The organism is Serratia sp. CY84636 (assembly GCF_052166245.1).
In the GTDB taxonomy this organism is placed as follows: Bacteria; Pseudomonadota; Gammaproteobacteria; order Enterobacterales; family Enterobacteriaceae; genus Serratia; species Serratia nevei.
In genome coordinates this window covers 1657451-1677186 of sequence record NZ_JBJNOX010000002.1, presented here as the reverse complement: position 1 = coordinate 1677186, position 19736 = coordinate 1657451, and the positions used below count along the sequence as shown (strand labels likewise).

The following is a 19736-nucleotide window of genomic DNA, read 5'->3' as shown; positions in this document are numbered from 1 at the left end:
GAGGCACCATGTGCGTCACAGTGAAATTTATCGCCACCGCTCTGCTGGCAATATTTGCCTTGCCGACGGTGCCTTGCGCCGGCGCCAGCCTGCCGGCGGCGGCCGAACCGTTGCAAAGCGCGGCGGCGCAAACGCTGCCCGGCAGCTACCCGCGGATCGTCATCACCGGCAACTGCCCCTTCGGCGTGATCCTGGCGAACGAGGCGGCCTACCGGCACGTCGTCGGCGTGGGGCCCTGGGCGTTCATGCATGCCGATAGGCATGTATTGAAGGACATGAAGCCTGACATCGGCAGGATCACCTCCGCCTTCATCAATAAGGACTACCGGGTCAACATGGAATCGTTAATGAATCTACGGCCCGACATTATTTATTACTACGGCAAAAGCCAGGACGATCGGCTGGAAAGAGCGGGCGTGATGACCGTCGATCTGGATGCCGGTGGGCAGACAAAATACCAGCCGATGGCTACCCAGGTGTATTGGGAGAACACTTTCGCCGACACGCTCGGCCTGCCGCGCACGCACAAATTCAAAGACGCCTGGGAAAAGACCCTGAAGCAGATCCGCCCCTATGCCGCAGCCATCCATGCGCAGCACGTCAGGGCGTTGTATCTCGAAGAAAGTGACGGCAGGCAGCTGAAGGTGAGTGGCCCGCATACCTACGGCGACACCTACCTGAAAATGGCCGGCATGGACAACGTCGCCGGGGATTTGCCGGTGAAAGGGGATGCCGGCAGGTACATCAACGTTTCGATGGAGCAGATCATGGCCTGGGACCCGGATGTGATTTTCGTGGTGTTCGGCAGCGCCAAAGCGCTGCTGCACGGGGGGATCCCCGGCCAGGCCTGGGAAACGCTCAGGGCGGTAAAAAACGGCAAGGTTTTCTCGACGCCGGTGGGCATTCATAACTGGGGGGGCCTGTCGGCGGAAACATCGCTGCTGCCGCTGTTTATGATCAACCGCTATGCCCCTGAAGACATTAGCGACAAGACGCTGCGGGAGGAGACGCGCCGCTATTATCAGACGATGTTCTCCTATGCGATCCCGGACCGGTTGCTGGATGAGGTGCTGGCACAGCGCTAGTGCCACGGTTGAATAGCATTCATTAATGGGGGGAGCTTGGGGATGCCGGGCAGAGGAAAATATGTGGCGATCCTGGCGGGGCTGTTTTTGGCCTTGTGTGTGGCCGCCGTCGCATCACTGTTTGCCGGCCGCTACGCCTTGTCGGCCCACGATGTGATGCAGATTTTATGGCAGGGGAACATGCCGGGGGAAAACCCGACCCGCTATTCGGTGATTTTTAACCTGCGTGCGCCGCGGGTGGTGGCGGTGATGCTGGTGGGCGGTGGGTTGGCGGTCGCCGGCGCGACCTTTCAGGCGGTGCTGAAAAACGCGTTAGCCAGCCCGGACGTGCTGGGCACCTCTTCCGCCTCCGCCTTTGGCGCCGCGCTGGGCATTTTATTGAGTTTGCCTTTTGCCCTGAGTGCCATGCTGTCGTTTCTTTTCGGCGTGGTGAGCCTGCTGCTGGTGTTCGGCATCTGCCGCCTGAAACGTCGGCAGGATGCACTGACGACGATCCTGTCCGGCATGATTATCGCGTCGTTGTTTATCGCGTTTGTCTCGGTCATAAAATATGTCGCCGATCCGCAGGATACCTTGCCGGCGATCGTCTTCTGGCTGATGGGCAGCTTCGCTTCGGTGGCGAAAGCGCAGGTCTATTGGCTAATCCCGCTGTTTGCGGCGTGTTACCTGACAATCTATCGGCTCAGGTGGAAAATGAACATTCTCTCGCTGGGGGACGACGAGGCGCGCATTGCCGGCCTGAATCCGCCCCGGTTGAAGATCCTGCTGCTGATCGCCGCCTCCCTGCTGGTTTCCGCTTCGGTAAGCTTGGCCGGCGTGGTGGGATGGGTCGGCTTGGTGATCCCGCATCTGGTGAGAAGTGTACTGGGGTATAACCACGGCCGCCTGATCCCGGTCTCGGCGCTGAGCGGTGCGTTGTTTTTGCTGGCGATCGATAATATCGCCAGAGGCGCCACCTACGCAGAAATCCCGATCGGCATCCTGACCGCGCTGATCGGTGCGCCGCTTTTCGCCACGCTTTTTATTATGGGCAATCGATATGATCACCGCTAGCCGACTATCCTTTGGTTTCAAAGGGCGGGAGCCCATTTTCGACAACGTCAGCTTCGAGCTTAAGCGCGGCGAGATCCTCAGCGTGCTGGGCCCGAACGGCGCCGGCAAAACCACGCTGCTGAGAAATATTGCGGGCCTGTGTCGGCCCAGCGCCGGCTGGTGCGAGATCGGCCGTGTCGATAATCGAGAGGCGCGCCTGGCCTATGTGCCGCAGGCGAAGGCGCCACATTTTTCCTATGGCGTACTCGATTTTGTCACTTTCGGCTGCGTTCGTCAGGCCGGACTGTTTGCCCGGCCGGGAAAGCACGATTTCGCCAGGGCGCAGGCGGTGCTGCAATCTCTGGAAATCGGCCCGTTGGCGCAGAAAAGCATCGATCAGATCAGCGGCGGTGAACTGCAGATGTGTTATTTCGCCAAGGCGCTGATGGCAGATCCTGACGTCATGATCCTTGATGAGCCGGAGTCGAACCTGGATTTTTACAATCAGGCAAAAATGATCGAGATGCTCTGGCGCCTCGCCAAAGAGCGGCAGATGACGATCGTGCTGAATACGCATTTCCTCAATTACGCCGAACGCATCTCCGACAAGTGTTTACTGATGACAAAACGGCAGTCGTTGTTTGGCGTTAAAAGCGCTGTGCTGCGGGAAGATATCCTGGAGCGCTATTTCCGGGTGCCGGTAAGAAAGTGCCGCTATGAATACCAGGGCGCCGGCGAAGAAACCTTTATTATCGCTCTGCGCAATCTCGCCTGAGTTTCGGCTGCAAAGATTGCTTGAGGGATATCCCTCATTGCGGCCCCGCCGGCGGTTATTTAAGCTGAAAGGGCAACGTAACGGTGAATATGGAGATAATCATGACTGATTCAGTGTCCAACGATCGTAATCCCACCCCGGATGTGGCGGAAGACAACGCGTTCTTCCCATCGCCTTACTCCCTCAGCCAGTACACCTCGTCCAAAACCGACTTTGCGGGCGCCAGCTACCCGAACGCCTATCGCGGCGGCAAGTGGAAGGTGCTGATGATCGCCTCGCAGGAGCGCTACCTGCTGATGCAAAACGGCAAATTCTTCTCCACCGGCAACCACCCGGTCGAGATGCTGTTGCCGATGTATCACCTGGATCTGGCCGGTTTCGAGATCGACATCGCCACGCCGTCCGGCGATCCGGTGAAGCTGGAGATGTGGGCGTTCCCGCAGGAAGACGAAGCGGTCAAGGCCACCTATGAGAAGTACCGCAGCCAACTCAAGCAGCCGAAAAAGCTGACGGAGGTGGTGAAGGATCTGGATGGCGGCAACTACCTCGGCGTTTTCATCCCCGGCGGCCACGGCGTGCTGAATGATATTCCGTTCAGCGAAGAGGTGAAAAAGACCCTGCACTGGGCGCACGACAACGATCGCTACGTGATTTCGCTGTGCCACGGGCCGGCGGGCCTGCTGGCGGCGGGCATCGGCGAGCGCAAAGAGGATTTCCTCTATCGCGGCTATGAGATGTGCGTGTTCCCGGACTCGCTCGATACCGGCGCCAACATCGACATCGGCTACATCCCCGGCCCGATGCCCTGGCTGGTGGGCGAACGCCTGCGCGAGCGGGGCGTCAAGATCGTCAACGCCGACATCACCGGCAAGGTGCATAAAGATCGGCGCTTGCTGACCGGCGACAGCCCGCTGGCTTCCAACAATCTCGGCAAACTGGCGGCAGAGACGCTGCTGGCCGACGTCGCCACGCGATGAGCGACGAGATCGCGCAGCGCGCTTTCCAGACGGCGCTGGCGATGGACCACGAGCGAACCCTGTCCGCCATTCAGGGGCGGGTTCGCGCCTTCGCCGCGCCGTTCGGCTTCGATCGCTTTGTGCTGTTTTCCGCTTCCGCCACGGCGGAGGCGGGGATCGAGCATATCTACTGGGTCGAGGGCGATTGGTTCGGCGACGGCGAGGCGGTCGATGCGTTGACCTACGTGCGGCACTGCCCGGTGACCCGGCACATGCTGCGGGCCAGCGAGCCGTTCTTCTGGACCAAGACCCGGGCGCAGCAGGGCGAGCGCTACCGGATTGTGCGCACGCCGCGCGGCGCCGGCCTGCACGGCGTGCAGATCCCGGTGTTTGGCCCGGCCGGTTTGGAGGGGGCCGTCAGCCTGGGGGGCGAGCGCATCGATGCCTCGCCGCCGGTGCGGCTGGCGCTGTCGCTGGTGGGCACGGCGGCCTTTCTGGCGGCGCGGCGGTTGTTTGAACCGGCGGCTGGCGAGGGAGAGGGCCGGTTGTCGGCGCGCGAGCGCGAGGTGCTGAGCTGGACCGCCATCGGCCGGCGGCAGGCGGATATCGCTGCGATGCTCGGCCTGTCTGAACGCACGGTGGAAAACCACCTGCGCCGCATTCGCCAACGCCTCGGCGCCGCCACCACCGCGCAGGCGATCAGCGTGGCGATCCGCCTGGGGGAGATCGCCCCCGAGAGCCGTTAGCCCGCCGCCATTTGCCGCAGCAGCCACTCGCGCAGCGCAATGATATCGGGGCGCTGCGCAGTTTCTTCGGTGGCCACCAGATAGTAGTTGGCGCCGGGTAACGACATCTCGAACGGCGCGGCCAGCACGCCGCGCTGCAACAAATCGCGCGCCAGCAGCCGGCTGGCGATCACCACCCCCTGGCCCGCCACCGCCGCCTGCAGCGCATGGGTTTCGTCGCTGAAGGTCAGCCCGGCTTCCACATTCAACCCTTCCGGCCCGTAGCGCCGTCGCCAGTTTTCCCAGGTCGGCGCGTCGGCGGGCACCTGCCGATGTTCCACGTGAAACAGCGTTACCCGCTGCAAATCTTCGATGCGCTCCAGCGCCAGCGCCGGGCTGGCCACCACGATAAAACGATCCTCATGCAGCAAGGTGCAGTGCAGATCGCTTTCCGGCGTTTCGCGGTAGCGAATGGCGACGTCCACGGTGCGCTGGCTGAGATCGACGCGCTCGACGCTGGTGTGCAGGCGCAGATCGATGGTGGGAAACTCCGCCTTGAAATCCGCCAGGCGCGGTACCAGCCAGTGGGTGAGAAAATTGGAGGTGGTGGTGACGGTCAGCGCCGGCGGCTGCTGGGCGCGGGTGACTTGGGCGACGGACTGCTCCAGCGCGGCGAAGGCGCGCTGGGTGCCGGCATACAGGATCTCGCCGGTCTCGGTCAGGCTGACGCCCTGCGCGCTGCGCTCGCACACCCGGCATTCCAGCACCGACTCCAGCAGCTTGATCTGATGGCTGACCGCCGTCGCGCTGACGCCCAGCTCTTCGGCGGCCAGTTTGAAGCTGCGACAGCCGGCCACGGCGTGGAAGGCGCGCAGCGCGCCCAGCGGCGGCAAACGGGGTTTTCTCATGGCTGAGTTATTCTCATCTAAGGCTGAAAACTATGAGTTTGTCTGACCGATTATACAAGAGATAGGCTACTGACATGTGAACAGGGGAATGAATTAATTTCATCATTTCCACATGTCGGGAGTGAACGATGAGCCTTTATATCAACAACGGCGCCCTGGGCGCCATGGAACACACGGGAACGGCGGCGAGCGGTCTGGCGCTCAGCGTGCCGGTCGCGGCGGGCGCCTTGCTGCTGAAGACCGAAAGCCTGCTGGGCATCGGCGCAACGCTGATGCTGCTAACGGCATTGGCGCTGGCGTTTCTCGGCGGCGCCGCACTGGCCCGCTGGCAGCCGCTGCGGAACCGGCCTGCGCTGGCTATGCTCCGCTACGGCTTTTTGCTGGCGGCGGCGGGATGGCTATTGACGCTGCTGATGCTGTTCGGTGGCCATGATTGGCCGGCCCTGCTGGCGGGCATCGCCCTCGGCGGCCTGGGGCAGGGCGTAGCCTACCGCACGGCGGTGGGGGAGAAAGCGGCGTTCGCCGTGGCGTGCAGGCTGGCGACGGTGGTGAGCATCGTGGCCGTGGTGGTGGCCGCGTTGCTGATTCAAACCTACGCCGCGCCGGGCGCGAGAGGAGGCTGTTTCGCGCTGGCGTTGCTGGTCGATCTGGCGCTGTTGGGGGCGTTGATGGCGCGGGTTGCGGAGCGGGATGGGGCCTGAGCCGTCGCGCTGAAGGTAAACAACCCGCCGGTAAATCCGGCGGGCTTCGCTTAGGCGGCCGCGAGCTCTTGCGGTATAACGGTTTGCAAGCCGACGAGCTGAATGGCCGGCTGCTCCAGCGTGATGCCGAAGTCGCCTTGATCCCAATTGTAGATATTGACGACGTGCTGATTGAGCGCGCTTTCGCCCTGCATGAATATCGACAGATCCTGCGTATGGGTTTGCGCGTTGTAGTTCAGCGAGAAGCTGCTGTTTGAGCCTTCGGCGCCGAAGGCCAGCAGGTGGTTATCGATAGACAGGGAAGAGGCCTGTAAAAAGCCCAGTTCGAAGCTGTCGTCGATGTAGATATTGTGGGTCTGCTTCACGGGAATATTCAGCAGGCTGTTGGGGAAGGGAACATCGTTGGACAGCATGCTCAGGTTTACGCCGAGATAATCCTGCGGCGCACTCCCACCCGGCGCAGTGGTATAGCCGTGCTCGAAGCGAATCTCGCTGGAGCCTTTGCCCAGGTTAACCTCCAGGCCGTTGGCCGGTGTCAGCACCCGATCGTTAAAGGTGACGTTATCCTTAAAGTCCGTCAGCTTTACCGCCTCGATGTTGTACAGCCCGTCCTTAAAACCGTACAGCCCGATGCCGTTTTTCTCGATCACCCCGCGCCCGCCATAGCTGCCCTGGGCGTCAAACTTCAGGTTTACCCCGTGCGACAGGCTGGAATAATCGACCGTATCATGGCCGCTGCCGCCGTCGATGACCGTCCAGCCGTAGTTGCCGGCATTGTTTTGCCAGCCGCGCGGCACGCTGATGGTGTCGTCGCCGCTGCCGGTGTTAACGGCGATATTGCCGAACGCCAGCGTGAAATCGTCGTCATACAGCGTACCGACGCGGTACAGATTCGGCGTGGACAGCACGTCGGCAATGTCGTTGAAAATCGCCGAGCCGATATCCAGCTTGCCGGGAATGAGGCTGCCGCCGCCGGTCACGCTGCTGCCGTAGGATTCGGTGTAGAAATCACGCGCCGCTTCGGCGGCCAGGCGGATGGTCTCGTGGCCAATGCCGAGGGTGGTCAAATAGGTGGGCACTTCGCCCGCCAGCAGCGTTTCAACCACGTAACTGAGGTTTTTCATCTGCATGGAGACCTGCGCTGCGGCAATCAGATCGTAAGTCCCGCCTTCCACCTTAAAGGCCGAGGTGTCGTTGGTCGCCACCCATTCGGTAAAGAACGAGGTATCGCCTAAATAAGAGAACAGCGTGGTGCCGGCCCAGGGGGAATAGTTAGGGGCGCCGGTCGAGGAAGCATCGGTGAACACCTCGGACGCCGCCGCGCCGGCGTCAATCAGGCCGACCTCGTGAATATCCGGCACTTTGGCGCTGGTGGGCGGGGCATCCGGCAGCGGCGCGTTGGGATCGCTGCTCAGATCGACGCCAAACAGCGTCTTGGCGAAGTTCTTGGCGATGTTGTCGGAGGCATTTTGAATGCGCGTTTCCCAGTCATCGGGAACATGCCCGGTGCGCAGCTCATACTGCAGCTTGGTTTGGTCGCGAATGTAATGGGCAAACGCCCCCTGATTCGAGTTCACGCCATAGGCGCCTTTGATCCAGGTATACACCGCGATGTCCACGCCCTGAATAGGTTGATTGGCATGGTTGGGATCGGTGAGCGCATCGACGGAGGCGGCATACACGGCCGGCCAATCGCCGGCTTTGGCGGCCTCCCAAATCGCTTGCAGTTTTTCTCGGTCGGTAATGACGTAAGCCATATAAACACTCCTTATTGCTGAGAGATTGCTGTGAAATTCAACATGATGAATGGAGGCGCGCGATGGAATAAACCGAAACCCGTACAGCCAGAAACGCGCATGCCGCGAGCCGCAGCGAACGATGGGCGGCAGGCGCCCATAGCGAAAGGATAGACGCAACTTGCTGAGCGAGAGAGATTGGCTTATCGATTGTTTTTACAGAATTATTGTTGTAAATCGGCGGGTAAATCCGCGTATTGGCGTCAGGAAGGAATTTTCGTCAGCTCGGTTAGGAATCTTCTTAGATAAAAGAGTGGGTTTCGCTGGTGGGGCCAAGCGTCGGCGTTATGGCGGTGGCTGCCGCTTTGCGGGTTCACACCGACGGCAACGCAGGAGGGCGATTTCTCTCTGGCGCTGCTGGAGTGTGGAATGGGGGGGAATGCTGGAGTGGGGACTCTGGCGGTCGGTTTTGTGCCAGAAGCGGACATTGATGATGTGAAGATATATAGTGGTAGATTGCCTATCGATAGTTGATATTACCCGAGATTGTCTCCGAAAATTATGATTAACGGATTGCTGATCAGTCGGATCCTAGCAAAAGACTCATATCAAAACCAGTTATCCGAAAACCAAATTCTTTATATAATTTCAAAGCCCTTTGATTGTCCGGTGACACTCTGAGTTCCACCTCATATGCGCCCTGTTGAGTCAGCTCATTCAGGAATGCACGGATAAAATCCCGACCCATTCCCTTACCCTGAAATTCTGGGAGAAGCATTATATCTGACAAAAAGGCTGAGTTATCTTCCAGGCTGAACCACAGATATCCCGCAGCCTGACCGTCATGTTCATAAGTTCTAAAATGGTTATTCTGAGTATTGATACCCGCTGGCAAGGCTGCTTTAAATGATTTCGACGCCTCTATCTGGGCTTTTTTACGACTGTATCGATGATTTGCCATCAGGTCTTCAACATAGTCATTTAAAGAGAGGCCCCCCCAGAGGCCAAATTCGTCGTCATGCATGGGCCTATAAATTGATTTGGGGATTTTTGACTGTTTTGTTTTCAATTTACTGTCTCATTCTTAATAGCAACGTAACGCATACTTAGTACTACTCTACCGAATTATCCGCCGATTCAGCATGATAAAATTATATCATATAGCTTTGTCAACTGAGCGTAATTTTGCTGACGCCGAAGTCTGCACTTCGCTCAAAGCAGACCCAATGATCACGTAGCCTGTCCGTTGCGTGCCAGAAGCGGACGTTCACGTCCGTTCTTGAAATATTGGCCCGATAATTCAGCATTAAATTTTCCGGTTAATACGCAACGCATCCACAACGAGTGAAAACGCTGGGGAAGGCTGTTTACGGCTGGGATAATAAAGATAGTAGCCGGGAAAAGGACGGCACCATTCTTCAAGCACGCGGATCAGTTTTCCTTCCTGCAGATGTGTGCCGAACTCCTCTTCAGGTAAAAAGGCAATGCCCAGTCCGGCAAGAGCTGCGTCAACGACGTGTTCCGATGTGTTAAACGTCATTTGCCCTTCAACCCGAACGTGAAATTTACCGTTTTCCTGCTCAAACTCCCAGGCGTAAATTTTCCCCGATTGAACCATGCGCTCATTAATACAGCAGTGTTGCATCAGATCGCGTGGCGTCTGAGGGGCGGCGCACCGGGCAAAATACTCAGGGGAAGCTACAGCCGCCATGCGCAGTTTCGGGCCAATGGGTACGGCTATCATATCTTTGTCGATAGTGTCTCCGAGCCGCACGCCGGCATCAAAACGGTCCGCCACGATATCCCGGAACCCGTGGTTGGCATCAAACTCAATATGAATATCAGGATATTCGCGTAACAGTGGTGTCAGCTTTGGCAGCAGCGTGGTCTTCAGAACATTAGGTCCACATGTAATACGGACGGTCCCCGCAGGTTTATCACGCAGTGCCGTCAGCATGTCCAGCTCGGCTTCAATCTCATCAATACGATGGCCCACAGACTGCAGCAGGCGTTCCCCGGCGGCGGTCACTGACACGCTGCGCGTGGTTCGCGTCAGCAGGCGGATTTGCATCCGTTCTTCCAGCCCGGAAATCGCCTGGCTCAGTGCGGGCTGGGTCACGCCGAGCTGGGCGGCAGCGCGCGTAAAGCTGCCCTCACGCGCCACGGTGACGAAAGAGAGTAAGTCGTTGAGATTGCGTCTGGCCATGCTCGTTCCCGGTCCATTTATAAATTTTACTTATAAGGGTATTAAGTATTCATTAGCTAGTTAACCCGCTGCATATTGGTAACAATAATGCGATGAAAAAGTCAACGCTAACCCTTATGCAAAACGCTTACTGCAGAACATCACTGCTGCTCCTTGCCGGCCTGCTTTTCGTCACGCAGTCCGCTATGGCGGGTGACAACGACCGGGGAGTGGCGCAGGAGACGCTTATGAAAATTGAGATCATTGTGGAGGGAGAAACCGCCACCGCCACCCTCTTTGATACGCCGACAGGCCGGGACTTTGCGTCTTTGCTTCCCCTCAGCCTGACGTTGGAAGACTATGACGATATTGAGCGTATAAGCGACCTGCCGCGCAGGCTTTCCACGGTGCAGGCACCGGACGGCATGACGCCGGAAGCCGGAGATATCACTTACTACGCGCCCTGGGGCAACCTGGCGATTTTTGCCCAGGGCAGGGCTTACGCCCGTTCACTGATCCCGTTAGGGAAAGTGGATTCCGGACTGCCGGTCCTGCAGCGCCACGGACCTCTTGCGGTGCAGATCAGGGTCGCCAACTGACCCGCAGCACCTTCCGTACCGCGATTATCCCCCTTATCCCGTCTCCGTATGCCGTTTCAGCTCTTCCTGCAGCGCTGAAGGCTCCGGGGCACAGACTTCATGTTATCTACTGAAAAGAAATCCCTGAATGAGTAATAAGACAGACGAAAACAGAAAAAAAAACACCGGAAGCGGGAAACAGCCTGCGCACTGGAGTGGTGTCTTTGCCATGACGCTGTGCGTCTTCGCCCTGATCGCCTCCGAATTCATGCCGGTCAGCCTGCTGACACCGATGGCGCAGACCCTTAGTGTCACCGAAGGCATGGCCGGACAGGGCATCGCCATTTCCGGGGCATTTGCAGTGGTAACCAGCCTGTTTATTTCCGTGCTGGCAGGCACGCTTAACCGGAAAACGCTGCTGCTCGGCCTGACCTGCATGATGGCAATTTCCGGTGCTGTTATTGCGATGGCACCCAATTACCTGACCTATATGGCGGGCAGGGCTCTGATTGGCATCGTAGTCGGCGGGTTCTGGTCGATGTCGGCAGCCACGGCGATGCGTTTGGTTCCGGTGCACCGAGTTCCGCTGGCGTTGGCCATTTTTAACAGCGGCAATGCACTGGCCACGGTCATCGCGGCCCCTTTGGGCAGTTGGCTCGGTTCGGTGATCGGCTGGCGCGGGGCCTTCTTTTGTCTGGTGCCGGTCGCGATCGCCGCGTTTATCTGGCAGTTGTTCAGCCTGCCCTCCATGCAGGTCACCCGGCAGAGTAACGGTGCCAGCAATGTCTTCACGCTGTTTCGCCGTCGAGTGGTCACGTTAGGCATGCTGGGCGTCGGCATCTTCTTTATGGGGCAGTTCACGCTCTTTACCTACATCAGGCCTTTCCTTGAAACGGTGACGAAGGTGGATGCTTCAGTGGTCACCCTAATCCTGCTGGTTATCGGTGTCGCGGGTTTCATCGGCACCACGCTGATTGGCAGAGTGCTGAAACGCGGCTTCTACTCGACCCTGATAGCCATTCCGGTGCTGATGGCCATCACCGCGCTGGCACTGATCGCTTTTGGCAGTCAGGTGGCCATCGTGATGGTGCTGCTCGGGTTGTGGGGGCTGATTTCTACCGGTGCGCCGGTGGGGTGGTGGGCCTGGGTACCGCGTATCTTTCCGCAGAATGCCGAAGCCGGCGGCGGGCTGATGGTGGCAATGGTCCAGTTATCCATTGCGCTAGGTTCAACGGTAGGGGGGCTGCTTTTCGATCACCACGGCTACCAGAGCACTTTCTTGGCCAGCGTCACGATGCTGCTTATCGCGGCCGGGCTGATTTTCCTGACCTCACGCGCAGACACCTCTGCCAGAGACCATTCATAAACCCTGGAGTTATGTCATGACAGGTAAAGCTTACGGTGCCCATGCGGGCACACTGCCGCTGGAGCCGATGGATATCACCCGTCGCGCCTCCGGCGCCCGTGATGTGCAGATTGATTTCGCGTTCTGCGGCGTCTGCCATTCGGATAACGCCACCCTGGCTTAATGATAAGGAGACCATCATGAAAAAATTTACGTTAGCGCTGGGGCTGTTGATCAGTGCATTTGCTTCCTCTGCGGCGGATATGTCCCGTGGGGCCGATAATTTTTATAAAAGCGATAAGGTGACGCAGCAAAAAGTCACCTTTAAAAACCAGTATCAGATGGCCGTGGTCGGCAACCTGTTTATCCCGAAAAAGATGAACCAGAATACCCGACACCCGGCGATCGTCGTTGGTCACCCGATGGGAGCCGTTAAGGAACAGAGTTCGAATCTTTATGCGCAGAAGCTGGCGGAGCAGGGGTTTGTCACGCTGGCTATCGATCTCTCTTTCTGGGGAGAAAGCGAGGGCAAACCGGGGCACCTGATTTCACCGGAAATCTACACAGATGATTTCAGCGCGGCGGTTGATTATCTAAGCACACAGCCGTTTGTTGATCCGGATAGCATCGGTGTATTAGGTATCTGCGGCAGCGGAAGTTTTGTTATCAGTGCTGCCAAGATTGACCCGCGTATGAAAGCCATTGCCACCGTCAGCATGTATGACATGGGGGCTGCATTTCGCAACGGCCTCAACCATTCCCAGACGCCGGAACAACGAAAGGCCTTTATCCGGTCAGCCACAGAGCAGCGTTTAGCAGAGTTTCAGGGAGGCGAGACGGCCTACATTCCCGGTACCGTGAATACACTGGACGCTTCAACGCCGGATATTCAGCGTGAGTTTTTCGATTTCTACCGCACCGAACGCGGTGGTTACACCCCGAAGGGTGAGAAAGAAGCACTGACGACGAAACCGATGTTGAGCAGTATCGGCAAGTTTATGAACTTCTATCCGTTCAACGATATTGAAACCATTTCACCGCGTCCGATGCTGTTTATCACCGGCGATCGGGCTCACTCAAAAGAGTTCAGCGAGGATGCATTCAAACGCGCCGGTCAGCCTAAAGAGCTTTATGTCGTACCGGGCGCAGGGCATGTCGATCTCTATGATCGTACCGACGTGATCCCTTTTGACAAACTGACAGACTTTTTCCGTAAGAACCTGCAATAACACGTTCAGTTAAGGAGCATCTGACATGAACTATAAACATCTGGGTCGTACCGGCCTGCGGGTGAGCCGCATCGGTCTCGGTACCATGAATTTCGGTGAGCTGACGGATGAGCCGGCCAGCTTCAGGATCATGGATGAAGCCGTGGATGCGGGTATCAACTTTTTCGATACCGCTGACGTCTATGGCGGACCGCAGTCACCGGATATGGCAAAGGGGTACGGGACATCCGAAGAAATCATCGGTAACTGGTTGGCGCGCAGTGGCCTGCGTGACCGAATCGTGCTGGCCACGAAAGTTTACCAGCCGATGGATACGGGCCCGAATGACAAATATCTGTCCGCTTACCATATTCGCCGGGCCTGTGAGGCCAGTCTGAAAAGACTGAAAACGGACCATATCGATCTCTACCAGATGCACCATATCGACCGGAACACCCCCTGGGAGGAAATCTGGCAGGCCATGGAACAGCTGATCCGTGAGGGTAAAATCAGCTGCGTGGGCAGCAGTAACTTTGCCGGCTGGGATATTGCCACCGCACAGTGCACGGCTGATGCGCGCAACCTGCTGGGGCTGGCATCGGAACAGAGCCTTTACAACCTGACCCAGCGCACGGTTGAGCTTGAAGTCATTCCGGCACTGCGCCATTACGGCATTGGCCTGATCCCCTGGAGCCCGGTCGGGATGGGGATGCTGGGTGGCGTGCTGAAAAAAATTGCCGATGGCCGCCGGGCAACACCGCAGCTGCAGGCACAAATCAATCGCTTGCGGCCGCAACTGGAGGCCTGGGAAACGCTGTGTGATGAGCTGGGGGAGGCGCCCTCAGACGTGGCGTTGGCCTGGCTGTTGCAGAACCCCGTGGTTACCGCTGTGCTCAGTGGTCCGCGCACAGCTGAACAGCTCCGTCAGAATCTCAATGCCCTGACGTTGTCCCTTTCAGGCGATACGCTCAAAAGACTGGATACCATCTGGCCGGGACCGGGTGGGGAAGCCCCTGAAGCCTACGCATGGTAACCGTTATCCGTGTTAACAATGACCGGCCTTCGGGTCGGTAAGTACGTTATTTCAGTCAAATTTATTTATCACCTGAAGATGTTGTTCTTTGCTTTAATACTTTGATGTCCGCTCTCGCTCATAGCGGACTTTCTCCCCAAGTGCCGATCCGCCTGGCGCCAGAAGCGGACTATCGTTCGCCTGACCACATAAGCCTCAGTGCGATGAAACAAATACCGAGGCAGGCTGCGCGGGCGGAATGGCGAAGTGATGCTGCATACGCTTTATCTCCTCTGCCGGTGGCAGGCCAAACAGACGCTTGAATTCGCGGTTAAATTGCGATGGGCTTTCATAGCCAACGGCGTAACTCGCGGCGGCGGCGGTGATTTGTTGGCGCACCATCAGCATCCGTGCCTGGTGCAGGCGTACCGATTTCACATACTGCATCGGCGGCATCTGCGTTATCGCCTTGAAATGGCTATGAAAGGTCGGCACGCTCATGCCGGCCCTCATCGCCAGCTGCGTCAGCGTTAACGGCTCCGCGTAAGCGGCATGGATGTGCTGCAACGCTTTACCGATTTTGCCAAACTGGCCCTGCAAGGCCAGCGCGGCACGCATTGCGTTGCCCTGTGCGCCTGTCAGCACGCGAAAATAAAGCTCACGCACCCGCGCCGGGCCGAGGATCGCCGCCTCAAGCGGGTTGGTCAGGACGTCAAGTAAGCGAAGTACGGCCATTTCTACCGCGTCGTCCATCGGGCTCGACATCATGCTTTGCGGCGCGACGGGAGGATGCGGGGCGCCATGCTGTTCAATCTGCAGCATCAGTTCCGCGGCAAGCTGAAAATCCAGATGCATATAAATCGCCAGCAGCGGATGTGCTGCCGACGCGTCGGTTTCCATCACAAACGGCACCGGCACCGAAACCGCCAGGTAGTGCTGCTCATCATATAAATAGGTCTGTTGACCGAAATAGCCGCGTTTGCTGCCCTGGCAGACGATCACGATCCCCGGATCGTAAAGCACCGGCGTTCTGGCAAGCGGGCGATCGGAGCGCAAAATTCGCACATCAGGCAGGGCAGTGAGGTTGTATCCCTCTTGCACCGCAAGTCTATTCATCAGGGCAATCATGTCGGACATCCCACCACCTCATAAAATCAGGCAAGAAAAAGAGAAGATATGGCCTAAAAATGCGGCAGAGTAGAGAATACCATGCAACCTTCATGGTTCATGGGAGTTCTTTTTATGGCATCTGCAAAAACGATTTTAATCACCGGCGTCAGCAGTGGCTTTGGCCAGGCGCTGGCGCGGGAAGCCCTCGCCGTAGGGCATCGGGTTGTAGGAACGGTGCGCAACAGCGGAGCACTGCAGGCTTTCAGCGAGCTCGATACGCAGCGGGCTTTTGGCTATCTGCTTGATGTCACGGACGTTGAGCGTATTGATGAGGTGGTTGGAGAGATAGAGTCCGCCGTCGGCCCGATAGATGTGCTGGTGAACAATGCCGGTTATGGCCACGAAGGCATTCTGGAAGAATCCCCGCTTGCAGAGCTGCGCCGCCAGTTTGAGGTCAATGTGTTTGGCGCGGTGGCGATGATCAAAGCCGTGCTACCGGGCATGCGCCAGCGCCGTCGCGGCCACATTATCAATGTCACCTCAATGGGCAGTTTCATTACCTTGCCCGGTATCAGCTATTACTGCGGCAGCAAATTTGCACTGGAAGGGATATCAGAAACTTTAAGTAAAGAGCTTGCCCCGTTCAACCTACACGTGACCGCCGTGGCGCCGGGCTCGTTTCGGACGGACTGGGCCGGGCGTTCAATGGTACGCAGCCCTCGCTGTCTCCCGGACTATGACGCGTTATTTGAACCTGTTCGTCAGGCGCGTCAGGAAAAAAGCGGCAAGCAACTGGGCGATCCCGTGAAGGCGGCTCACGCCATGCTGGCATTGATCGAGAGCCGGAATCCACCCACGCATCTGTTGTTAGGCAGTGATGCATTAAGTTTGGTGCGGCAAAAGCTCGAGGCGTTAGGCAAGGAAATTGAACAGTGGGAGAAACTCACCCGTTCAACGGATGGCTGAACGGTTTCGGGTAGGGAGAGTGCAGGGGATCATCGATGATGATCGCCCAACAGCAAAAAGCCCGCTCAGGTTTCCCTGAGCGGGCTTCTCTAAATATGGCTCCTCTGACTGGACTCGAACCAGTGACATACGGATTAACAGTCCGCCGTTCTACCGACTGAACTACAGAGGAATCGTGTGAACGGGGCGAATAATAGCGAGGCGCCGTCGGCATGTCAAAGGCGGATTACACATTCTGTGACTGTTTGCTTACAGAATGCGCAACCCGTTGAGTTTTTTGGCAGATTTAGCTCTCGGGCGCCCGCTGCAGGCGCAGCTGATAGCGGTAAACGCCGGCGGTGAGCAGGTAATCCCGGTGCACGCTCGGGCTCCAGGAATCGTCGCCGCCCACCCCCATGTGGAAGCCGTCCAGATGCAGCCAGGTGCCTGCTTCCGGCTGCAGCAGATGCTGGTGGCTGCAGGCCATCAGCTGTGGCAGGCCGTAGCGGCTGAGCGAGAAGTGGAAGCGGCCGTCGATGCGCCAGCCGCCGTAGCGCAGGCTGCGGGTGTCGCAGCGCAGGCCGTTCTCGCCGGGGAAAATATACGGCGTGTGCAGATCTGCCAGCGGCAGGCGCCAGCGCCCGTGCTGCGCGGCCAGGCGGCGATCCGGGTAGTTCTCGTGCGGGCCCAGGCCCAGCCATTCCGCCTGCGATTGCACCGTCGCCAGTTGGCAGTGCAGGCCGATGCGCGCCGGCGGCGGCAGAGTATCGGCCACCTCGACCTCCACGCTCACGTTCACCGCGCCCAGCGCATCGAACAGCCACTGTTTGCGGCTAAGCAGCAAAATTTGCCCGTCCACGCCGAACTGGTGTTCGCTCACCACCCGCACGCCGTTTTGCAGCGCATCGGCCTGCAGCCGCGTGCAGCGTTCCTCCAGCCGGTACAGGCCCGCCAGCTTCCAGCGTTCGACCCAGGCGTTGGGATCGATATGGTCCGCCTCGCTGACGCCGATGTCGTTATCGATCGGCGCGCGCGCAAAGCCGTCGCGCAGCGGCGTCAGCAGCTGCGGCTGCTCATTCTGCCACCACTGCGTCAGGTGGCCGCTGCTGCGCTCGAAGCGCCAGCGCTGGTCGCCGTGGGTGAGGGTCAGCCCCTGATCGTCTTCAATCAGCGTGGGCGGCACGCCCTGCGGCGGCGGCGGGGCGGGATGCAGCGCGCGCGGCACCCGCCACTGATCCCAGGCGCAGCGGTGGTGCGCTTCGGACCAGTCGGTGGCCTGCGGCTGCACCACCTCCACGTTCAGCCACAGCTCGCCGGGCTGGTGCAGCATCGGCAGGCGATCGAGCAGGGTGAAGCGAGCGCTGCCCTGCGGCGGCAGCGCCAGATCGAAGCTGCCGCTGGCGCGCTCCACGCCGTCCAGCTCCAGCCGCCAGTTGAGCTGCTCGTTGTCGGTGTGGCGGAACAGGTAATCGCTGGTGACGGTCAGCGTCAGCGCGGCGGCGTCGAAGGCGAAGCGGAACAGCTGCTGCGCCCGCTGCGCTTCGAACAGCGCCGGGTGCGGGGTGCGATCCGCGAACACCAGCCCGTTCAGGCAGAACTGGCGATCGTTGGGGGTATCGCCGAAGTCGCCGCCGTAGGCCCAGTACTCTTCGCCCTGGGCGTCGCGCCTGATCAGCGCCTGATCGACCCAGTCCCAGACAAAGCCGCCCTGCAGGCGCGGATAGTGGTGGAACGCGCGCCAGTAACGCTCAAAGCCGCCGAAGCTGTTGCCCATCGCATGGGCGTATTCGCACAGGATCAGCGGCCGCTGTTCCTCCGGCAGGCCGATCCACTTGCCGATCGCCCATTTGGGCACCGCCGGGAACGGCTGATCCTGATCCACTCTGGCATACATCGGGCAGATGATGTCGGTAGCGGCGGTGTCGGCGCCGCCGCCTTCATATTGCACCGGGCGGGTTGGATCCTGGCTTTTCACCCAGCGGTACAGCGCGTCGTGGTTCACGCCGTGGCCGGACTCGTTGCCCAGCGACCAGATAATGATGCAAGGGTGGTTGCGATCGCGCTGCACCATGCGGGTGACGCGCTCGCTCATCGCCGGCAGCCACAGCGGATCGTCAGCCAGGCGGTTCATCGGCTGCATGCCGTGGGTCTCGATATTGGCTTCGTCCACCACGTAAAGCCCATAGCGGTCGCACAGCCGGTACCACAGCGGATGGTTGGGGTAATGGGAACAGCGCACCGCGTTGAAGTTGTGCTGCTTCATCAGCAGGATGTCGTGGCGCATCGTCGCCTCGTCCATCACCTGGCCGTGGCGCGGATGATGCTCGTGGCGGTTAACGCCGCGGATCAGCAGCGGCTGCCCGTTGAGCTTCAGCAACCCGCCGCTGATTTCTACCTGGCGGAAGCCGACGTCATAGGCCTCCACCTCGATGACCTCCCCCTCGGGTGAGAGCAGGGTGACGGTGGCGCGATACAGCGCGGGCGTTTCGGCGCTCCACAGCGCCGGGCGTTCTACCGGCAGGCGCAGCGTGACGCGATCGTCATGGGCGCCGCGCTCGTCCACGATCTCGCTGCCGAGCGGCTGGGTGCGTTCGGCCACCCGCGCGCCATCGCGCCACAGCTGAACCTGCACCTGCAGCGGGCCGGGCCGGCTGGCGCGTGCCGTCACCACCAGTTCGCCGCGGGTAAAGCGGTCATGCAGCGGCGTGGTGATGCGCACATCGCTCAGGTGCGCGGCGGGTTTGTGCAGCAGGCTGACGTCGCGGAAGATGCCGCTCATGCGCCACATGTCCTGATCTTCGAGATAGCTGCCGTCGCACCAGCGCAGCACCATCACCGCCAGCCGGTTTTCTCCCGCCTGTAGCCACGGGCTGAGATCGAACTCCGCCGGCAGGCGGCTGTCCTGCGAATAGCCGGCCCAGTGGCCGTTGCACCACAAATAGAACGCCGAGTTGACGCCGTCGAAGATGACGCGCGTCTGGCCGGCGGCCAGCCAGGCCGGATCGACGCTGAAGGTGCGCGAGTAGCAGCCGGTCGGGTTGTCTTCCGGCACGCGCGGCGGATCGACCGGGAACGGGTAGCGCACGTTGGTATAGATCGGCGCATCGTAGCCGGCGAGCTGCCAGTTGCCCGGCACCGCCAGCGGGGCGGCGTCCGGTAAATCCTGCTGCAGCCAGCCTTCCGGCGCCGCCTCTGGGCGCGGGAAATAGCTGAAGCGCCACTCGCCGTTCAGCGACCTGCGGCTGGCGCTGGGGGCATCGTCGCGCGCGTCTTCCACCGTGCGCCAGCTGGCGAACGGCGGGTGGGCATCCAGCCGGCGGTAGTGGGTGCAGGCCGGGTTTTGCCAGTCACGGCGGGCGAGGATCTCGGTCAGGGAAGCAAGGGGCGCAGCGGGCATCGGCGATCGTCCAGTCGGCTAGGTGATGCTCACCAAGA

17 protein-coding genes, 1 tRNA gene and 1 pseudogene are annotated in these 19736 nt (G+C 59.5%); 12 read left to right on the top strand and 7 right to left on the bottom strand.

Annotated elements, in window-relative coordinates:
• Nucleotides 1–8 precede the first annotated feature (8 nt).
• From ACJ8QI_RS12405 to ACJ8QI_RS12385, 5 genes are all read left to right on the top strand, one after another.
• On the top strand, nt 9–1085 hold the full coding sequence (locus ACJ8QI_RS12405) for an ABC transporter substrate-binding protein (protein WP_442532579.1): 1077 nt from the start codon (nt 9–11) through the stop codon (nt 1083–1085).
• 42 nt (nt 1086–1127) lie between these two features.
• Complete coding sequence (locus ACJ8QI_RS12400) at nt 1128–2138, top strand: FecCD family ABC transporter permease (protein ID WP_442532578.1); 1011 nt, start codon at nt 1128–1130, stop codon at nt 2136–2138.
• On the top strand, nt 2125–2892 hold the full coding sequence (locus ACJ8QI_RS12395; RefSeq protein WP_060420360.1) for an ABC transporter ATP-binding protein: 768 nt from the start codon (nt 2125–2127) through the stop codon (nt 2890–2892). Before ACJ8QI_RS12400 ends, ACJ8QI_RS12395 begins: the two co-directional genes overlap by 14 nt.
• Nucleotides 2893–2993: 101 nt before the next feature.
• Complete coding sequence (gene hchA / locus ACJ8QI_RS12390) at nt 2994–3869, top strand: glyoxalase III HchA (protein ID WP_442532577.1); 876 nt, start codon at nt 2994–2996, stop codon at nt 3867–3869.
• A complete protein-coding gene (locus tag ACJ8QI_RS12385) occupies nt 3866–4594 on the top strand; it encodes a PA1136 family autoinducer-binding transcriptional regulator (RefSeq protein ID WP_202669814.1) in 729 nt (242 codons plus the stop codon). The genes hchA and ACJ8QI_RS12385 overlap by 4 nt, the downstream gene beginning before the upstream one ends.
• On the opposite strand, the gene ACJ8QI_RS12380 is transcribed toward ACJ8QI_RS12385, so the two are convergent.
• Nucleotides 4591–5481, bottom strand: a complete 891-nt coding sequence (locus ACJ8QI_RS12380; protein ID WP_442532576.1) for a LysR substrate-binding domain-containing protein — start codon at nt 5479–5481, stop codon at nt 4591–4593. The two genes, ACJ8QI_RS12385 and ACJ8QI_RS12380, sit on opposite strands and share 4 nt — an antisense overlap.
• Nucleotides 5482–5609: 128 nt before the next feature.
• On the opposite strand from ACJ8QI_RS12380, the gene ACJ8QI_RS12375 reads away from it, so the two are divergent.
• The gene (locus ACJ8QI_RS12375; RefSeq protein WP_442532575.1) at nt 5610–6182 is read left to right on the top strand and encodes a hypothetical protein; all 573 of its coding nucleotides are present in this window, start codon (nt 5610–5612) and stop codon (nt 6180–6182) included.
• A 50-nt stretch (nt 6183–6232) separates the two neighbouring features.
• Here the strand turns inward: ACJ8QI_RS12375 and ACJ8QI_RS12370 are convergent, their stop codons facing one another.
• The 3 genes from ACJ8QI_RS12370 to ACJ8QI_RS12360 form a co-directional block, all read right to left on the bottom strand.
• On the bottom strand, nt 6233–7939 hold the full coding sequence (locus ACJ8QI_RS12370; protein ID WP_442532574.1) for a hemolysin: 1707 nt from the start codon (nt 7937–7939) through the stop codon (nt 6233–6235).
• A 559-nt stretch (nt 7940–8498) separates the two neighbouring features.
• Complete coding sequence (locus ACJ8QI_RS12365) at nt 8499–8987, bottom strand: GNAT family N-acetyltransferase (protein WP_004928661.1); 489 nt, start codon at nt 8985–8987, stop codon at nt 8499–8501.
• Nucleotides 8988–9224: 237 nt separating this feature from the next.
• Complete coding sequence (locus ACJ8QI_RS12360) at nt 9225–10124, bottom strand: LysR family transcriptional regulator (RefSeq protein WP_004928662.1); 900 nt, start codon at nt 10122–10124, stop codon at nt 9225–9227.
• Between the two features lie 227 nt (nt 10125–10351).
• Between ACJ8QI_RS12360 and ACJ8QI_RS12355 the strand changes: the two genes are divergently transcribed.
• The 5 genes and pseudogenes from ACJ8QI_RS12355 (at nt 10352) to ACJ8QI_RS12335 (ending at nt 14267) form a co-directional block, all read left to right on the top strand.
• Nucleotides 10352–10702 carry a cyclophilin-like fold protein gene (locus ACJ8QI_RS12355; RefSeq protein ID WP_015378446.1) on the top strand — a complete coding sequence of 117 codons (351 nt, stop codon included), beginning with the start codon at nt 10352–10354 and terminating at the stop codon, nt 10700–10702.
• A 127-nt stretch (nt 10703–10829) separates the two neighbouring features.
• Nucleotides 10830–12047, top strand: coding sequence for an MFS transporter (locus ACJ8QI_RS12350; RefSeq protein WP_336842660.1), 1218 nt, complete (start codon nt 10830–10832; stop codon nt 12045–12047).
• A 16-nt stretch (nt 12048–12063) separates the two neighbouring features.
• Nucleotides 12064–12192: pseudogene (locus tag ACJ8QI_RS12345) on the top strand (alcohol dehydrogenase); the annotation flags it as partial.
• A 34-nt stretch (nt 12193–12226) separates the two neighbouring features.
• Nucleotides 12227–13255, top strand: coding sequence for an alpha/beta hydrolase (locus tag ACJ8QI_RS12340; RefSeq protein ID WP_004928673.1), 1029 nt, complete (start codon nt 12227–12229; stop codon nt 13253–13255).
• 25 nt (nt 13256–13280) lie between these two features.
• Nucleotides 13281–14267, top strand: coding sequence for an aldo/keto reductase (locus ACJ8QI_RS12335; RefSeq protein ID WP_442532573.1), 987 nt, complete (start codon nt 13281–13283; stop codon nt 14265–14267).
• A 195-nt stretch (nt 14268–14462) separates the two neighbouring features.
• Here ACJ8QI_RS12335 and ACJ8QI_RS12330 read toward each other — a convergent pair whose 3' ends face one another.
• Nucleotides 14463–15383: an AraC family transcriptional regulator gene (locus tag ACJ8QI_RS12330; protein ID WP_442532572.1), complete on the bottom strand. Its 921-nt coding sequence runs from the start codon at nt 15381–15383 to the stop codon at nt 14463–14465.
• Between the two features lie 105 nt (nt 15384–15488).
• On the opposite strand from ACJ8QI_RS12330, the gene ACJ8QI_RS12325 reads away from it, so the two are divergent.
• Nucleotides 15489–16322: an oxidoreductase gene (locus tag ACJ8QI_RS12325; protein WP_336842889.1), complete on the top strand. Its 834-nt coding sequence runs from the start codon at nt 15489–15491 to the stop codon at nt 16320–16322.
• A 96-nt stretch (nt 16323–16418) separates the two neighbouring features.
• On the opposite strand, the gene ACJ8QI_RS12320 is transcribed toward ACJ8QI_RS12325, so the two are convergent.
• Nucleotides 16419–16494 (bottom strand) — tRNA-Asn (locus ACJ8QI_RS12320).
• Between the two features lie 114 nt (nt 16495–16608).
• Nucleotides 16609–19698 (bottom strand): beta-galactosidase, encoded by a 3090-nt coding sequence (locus tag ACJ8QI_RS12315; RefSeq protein ID WP_442532571.1) that lies wholly within the window; start codon nt 19696–19698, stop codon nt 16609–16611.
• Nucleotides 19699–19736 lie beyond the last annotated feature (38 nt).

Bases quoted from the DNA above. Each gene is read 5' to 3' on its own strand.
- ACJ8QI_RS12405 (WP_442532579.1), top strand. From the start codon at position 9: ATGTGCGTCACAGTGAAATTTATCGCCACCGCTCTGCTGGCAATATTT.
- ACJ8QI_RS12400 (WP_442532578.1), top strand. From the start codon at position 1,128: ATGCCGGGCAGAGGAAAATATGTGGCGATCCTGGCGGGGCTGTTTTTG.
- ACJ8QI_RS12395 (WP_060420360.1), top strand. From the start codon at position 2,125: ATGATCACCGCTAGCCGACTATCCTTTGGTTTCAAAGGGCGGGAGCCC.
- hchA (WP_442532577.1), top strand. From the start codon at position 2,994: ATGACTGATTCAGTGTCCAACGATCGTAATCCCACCCCGGATGTGGCG.
- ACJ8QI_RS12385 (WP_202669814.1), top strand. From the start codon at position 3,866: ATGAGCGACGAGATCGCGCAGCGCGCTTTCCAGACGGCGCTGGCGATG.
- ACJ8QI_RS12380 (WP_442532576.1), bottom strand. From the start codon at position 5,481: ATGAGAAAACCCCGTTTGCCGCCGCTGGGCGCGCTGCGCGCCTTCCAC.
- ACJ8QI_RS12375 (WP_442532575.1), top strand. From the start codon at position 5,610: ATGAGCCTTTATATCAACAACGGCGCCCTGGGCGCCATGGAACACACG.
- ACJ8QI_RS12370 (WP_442532574.1), bottom strand. From the start codon at position 7,939: ATGGCTTACGTCATTACCGACCGAGAAAAACTGCAAGCGATTTGGGAG.
- ACJ8QI_RS12360 (WP_004928662.1), bottom strand. From the start codon at position 10,124: ATGGCCAGACGCAATCTCAACGACTTACTCTCTTTCGTCACCGTGGCG.
- ACJ8QI_RS12355 (WP_015378446.1), top strand. From the start codon at position 10,352: ATGAAAATTGAGATCATTGTGGAGGGAGAAACCGCCACCGCCACCCTC.
- ACJ8QI_RS12350 (WP_336842660.1), top strand. From the start codon at position 10,830: ATGAGTAATAAGACAGACGAAAACAGAAAAAAAAACACCGGAAGCGGG.
- ACJ8QI_RS12340 (WP_004928673.1), top strand. From the start codon at position 12,227: ATGAAAAAATTTACGTTAGCGCTGGGGCTGTTGATCAGTGCATTTGCT.
- ACJ8QI_RS12335 (WP_442532573.1), top strand. From the start codon at position 13,281: ATGAACTATAAACATCTGGGTCGTACCGGCCTGCGGGTGAGCCGCATC.
- ACJ8QI_RS12330 (WP_442532572.1), bottom strand. From the start codon at position 15,383: ATGTCCGACATGATTGCCCTGATGAATAGACTTGCGGTGCAAGAGGGA.
- ACJ8QI_RS12325 (WP_336842889.1), top strand. From the start codon at position 15,489: ATGGCATCTGCAAAAACGATTTTAATCACCGGCGTCAGCAGTGGCTTT.
- ACJ8QI_RS12315 (WP_442532571.1), bottom strand. From the start codon at position 19,698: ATGCCCGCTGCGCCCCTTGCTTCCCTGACCGAGATCCTCGCCCGCCGT.